This is a genomic window from Dorea sp. AF24-7LB (assembly GCF_003478575.1).
Lineage (GTDB): Bacteria > Bacillota > Clostridia > Lachnospirales > Lachnospiraceae > Dorea_D > Dorea_D hominis.
Genome location: NZ_QUFR01000026.1, coordinates 1 through 2769, shown reverse-complemented (window position 1 = coordinate 2769; position 2769 = coordinate 1). Strand labels below are relative to the sequence as shown.

The following is a 2769-nucleotide window of genomic DNA, read 5'->3' as shown; positions in this document are numbered from 1 at the left end:
TGAATATTCCAATGCAATAGTGCATGCTTTCCAAAGATTCAGAGCACCCTTTTCCGGAAAAATAGTGCATATCTTTCCGGAGCAGAGTACAGCATCTAATTAGTATTCATCAGGAATAGCTATTCCGTGTTCTGTAAGAAGTACTTGTACACGGTCAATATATTCTCTTAAGTGCTGGATTTCTCTCCAATTATCATGGCACAGTTCATCGGCTTCCTCTAATTCGTGGCGGGTTATTTTATAATCCGTAAACTTGATGCATTTATGGTCTTTGCTGAAGGCGCAATAGTCAGTCATGGACAGCTCCTTTCCGAGAAGCGTTAATGCCATGGCGTTCCCTCATGGATACACGGCCATCAATCATCACCTCGTAGGAATTATGAATGATTCGGTCGATGATTGCTTCGCAAATAGTGGCATCACATTCATTTCCAATGCGGTTGTACCAGCCTTTTGGTTCAAACTGTGTACAGAAAATCACAGAGCCTTTTACACTACGGGCTTCAATGATCTCAAGAAGTTCCCGTGTCTGTTCTGTAGATACTGGACTTAACAGGAATTCATCCAGAATCAAAAGATCAATCTTTTGATATGCTTTAATTACCTTTTTCAGCGTGCCCTCCCCATGTGCAACAGCTAGCTCATTCAATAGATCCGGCAGACGTACATAACGTACTTTGATAAAGTTCCTGCAGGCTGCAATCCCGAGCGCACAGGCGATGTATGTTTTGCCATTCCCGGAGGCTCCTTTTAAAATGATATGGTGGTCATCGGATATATACCGGCAGGTGGAGAATTCCAGCATCTGTCCTTTATCCAGATTTCGGTCAGGATGATACTCGATATCTTCCATGCACGCATTGGGATAACGGAATTCAGCACTGCGGATAAGCTTTTGCAGTTTTGTGCTTTTTCGCTTATCCCATTCTTTATCAACCAGCATACCGAAGCGGTCTTCAAAGGATAATCCCTGATAGGTCTCAGGATCCCTGCACTGGCATTCAAAAGCATCTGACATTGCAGATAATCGCAGATCATGCAGCTTATCTATAGTTGACTGACGGATCATGAACGGTCACCTCCTTCGTAATAGGAGGCACCTCTGGTAATGCCATACTTGGAACTTTCTTTATTAAAAGCGCTGGAAGCAGCTTTCTCTACTGCCACTTTGTCCTGACCATTTTTCAAAATGGTGCTGATATTTTTCAAACTTGGGCTTGGCGTGTAACTAAGTGCCTTGACACAGGCGTTTTCCAAACGTTCCGTACCATAGCGGTCCGCAAGTTTCATCAACGATGCACAGGATTTGTAACCCTGTTGTTCTACCTTATGCATATATAAAAAATGTTTTACTACAATAAGGGTGGAACAGCCAACATTCTTTCCCCAGTCCAGAAAACTGTCGGTGTTGTATTCCAGAAACTTTCTGTGATTTTCAGGCATATGTTCTGGTACATAAATCGGTTCCGGAGAGTACAGCCTACGCACATGCGATGCTATACGGTTGTTATGGTAAAAAACTTCAATACTGTTTTCAGTGACACGGATATCGACCTTCTTACCGATAAATTCATACGGGACAGAATACTTGCAATCTCCGATTTTTATGAGATAATCGGGTTGTATGGTGGCAGTTGACCAGACAGCCGTTTCATACGGGGAAGCAGGTAATGGCATGAGGAAGTCCTTTTCTTCTTCAATAAATGCAGACAACCTGCTTCCTTTCTTTTTCTGGAAAGGTTTCGCATTGAATTCTTCAAGTTTTTCATGGATGGCTTTATTAAGCTCATCAAAAGTGAAGAACTTCCGGTTTCTTAAGGCTGCAAGGATCCATGTTTCAAGAACTTTTACAGTACCTTCCGCATTTGGTTTATCCTTCGGTTTTACCGGGCGGGCAGGAATAATTGCAGTTCCATAGTGCTCTGCCATTTCGTGGTAGGATCGGTTAAGTATAAGCTCTGTCCGTGTGTTTTTGATCACACCTGTTTTAAGATTATCTGGTACAAGAATACGTGTTACACCGCCAAAGAATGAATAGGCATGGATATGAGCTTCTATCCAGTGGTTGGATTTCATATCGGGGAATGCTTCCGCATATCCATACAAACTGCATGGAAGAACAGCAACAAATATATATGCAGATATGTCGCTGCTACTGGCAGCATCATAAACTTTAAGCGTATCGCCTACCCAGTCTACCTCCATTGTTTCCCCAGGTTTGCGCTTGATTCTGAGAGTTGCCTTCTTTGATGCAGCATAGGAATGATATTTGTCATTAAACTGTGAATACTGATACGGAATCGTATGCTCAGCTTCACATTTTGCACAGTATTCCGCCCATAAAAGTGAGAGTGTTACACCGGGCTTGGCCAGTTCATTGTAAACATACTCATAATCAGGGAGTCTTCTTCCCTCATTATTGCCCCTGCCTGGATAAAACAGATGCCCAATATCTCTGTTAGTCAGAGTTTCCGGAATAGGCCATTCCAGAGAATGTGTTTCAGCAAGCTTAAGCACCTCTGAAACTGTGTTGCGTGAACAGCATAAGCTGTTAGCAATGGCTACATTGCTGAACTTCAGACTATGCAGTCTGATGATTTCTCGATAATCAGTCATGGTTATCGACCTCCTGTAATGAATTTGCACAATTTTATGTGCATGGATTCATTATAGGCGATTGCACTATAAAGCGGAAATGCCTGCTCTAAAATATCGGATTTAGGTGCTCTGAATTTCTGGAAAAGATGCACTACTTAAATGGAATATACA

Annotated in this window: 3 protein-coding genes; all 3 read right to left on the bottom strand. The window is 42.3% G+C overall.

Features of this window, described 5'->3' with window-relative positions; genetic code table 11:
• Nucleotides 1-99: 99 nt before the first annotated feature.
• From DWY31_RS13765 to istA, 3 genes are read right to left on the bottom strand one after another with little or no spacing between them, the layout of a single operon-like run.
• A complete protein-coding gene (locus tag DWY31_RS13765) occupies nt 100-330 on the bottom strand; it encodes a mobility-associated LCxxNW protein (RefSeq protein WP_243060624.1) in 231 nt (76 codons plus the stop codon).
• Complete coding sequence (gene istB / locus DWY31_RS13760; protein WP_118520977.1) at nt 290-1069, bottom strand: IS21-like element helper ATPase IstB; 780 nt, start codon at nt 1067-1069, stop codon at nt 290-292. Before istB ends, DWY31_RS13765 begins: the two co-directional genes overlap by 41 nt.
• Nucleotides 1066-2616 carry an IS21 family transposase gene (gene istA / locus DWY31_RS13755; RefSeq protein ID WP_118520975.1) on the bottom strand — a complete coding sequence of 517 codons (1551 nt, stop codon included), beginning with the start codon at nt 2614-2616 and terminating at the stop codon, nt 1066-1068. Before istA ends, istB begins: the two co-directional genes overlap by 4 nt.
• Between the last annotated feature and the right edge of the window lie 153 nt (nt 2617-2769).